This window comes from Escherichia sp. MOD1-EC6098 (assembly GCF_002965865.1).
GTDB classification, from domain to species: Bacteria; Pseudomonadota; Gammaproteobacteria; order Enterobacterales; family Enterobacteriaceae; genus Escherichia; species Escherichia marmotae.
In genome coordinates, this window is the sequence record NZ_PTSN01000072.1 from 1 (window position 1) to 1,114 (window position 1,114).

A 1,114-nucleotide genomic window follows, 5' to 3' on the forward strand; every position below is an offset into this window, starting at 1 on the left:
GTTATCAGGTATGTTTAAAGCTGTTCTGCTGGGCAATACCCTGCAGTTTCGGGTGATCGCTGAGGTATTTCAGGGAGGCTTTGTAGTCTTCCAGCAACAGTTCAGCGAAGTCCATTTCGAAGCCACGACGACACATAATACGCATCACCACGATGTCAGTGGCTTCACCGCCAAGGGTGAAGGCTGGAACCTGCCAGCCGCGCAGGCGCAGACGTTCAGAGAGGTCATACAGGGTGTATCCCGGATCTTCCCCGTCTTTCAGTTTGAAGCAAACCGCCGGGATACCTTCGTCCGGGCGACCGGTGCAGATGAACTCATACGGTCCCAGTTTAGCGATTTCATCCGCCAGGTAAGTGGCGACCTGATAAGAGGCGTTCTGCACTTTGGTGTAGCCTTCACGACCGAGGCGCAGGAATTCATAGTACTGGGCAATCACCTGACCCGCCGGACGCGAGAAGTTGATGGCAAAAGTCCCGATTTGCCCGCCGAGATAGTCAACGTTAAACACCAGCTCTTTCGGCAGTGCTTCTTCGTCACGCCAGATAACCCAGCCGCAGCCCAGCGGAGCCAGACCAAATTTATGACCAGAAGCACTGATCGATTTCACGCGTGGCAGGCGGAAGTCCCAGACGATATCCGGGGCGACGAACGGTGCCAGGAAGCCACCGCTGGCAGCGTCGATATGCATATCGATGTCGATACCGGTGTCGGCCTGGAATTTATCCAGCGCATCGTGCAGCGGTTGCGGGAACTCATAGTTACCGGTGTAGGTCACGCCGAAAGTCGGCACCACGCCGATGGTGTTTTCGTCGCAGGCCTCAATCATCCGTTTCGGATCCATAAACAACTGACCGGGGCGCATAGGGATCTCGCGCAGCTCCACATCCCAGTAGCGGGCGAATTTATGCCAGCAGATTTGCACCGGGCCGCACACCAGGTTTGGTTTATCGGTCGGTTTACCTGCGGCTTCCATACGCTTGCGCCAACGCCATTTCATCGCCATCCCGCCGAGCATACAGGCCTCGGAAGAACCAATGGTGTTGGTGCCAACGGCCTGACCGTTTTTCGGCGCAGGCGCGTGCCACAGATCAGCAACCATGTTTACGCAACGCAG

The 1,114-nt window shown here is 56.4% G+C and carries 1 protein-coding gene; it reads right to left on the bottom strand.

Annotated features, from left to right (window positions below; translation table 11 throughout):
* Positions 1–4: 4 nt before the first annotated feature.
* Positions 5–1,114 (bottom strand): glutamate decarboxylase (locus tag C0K55_RS25655; RefSeq protein ID WP_098729146.1); only part of this gene is annotated, 1,110 nt, incomplete at its 5' end.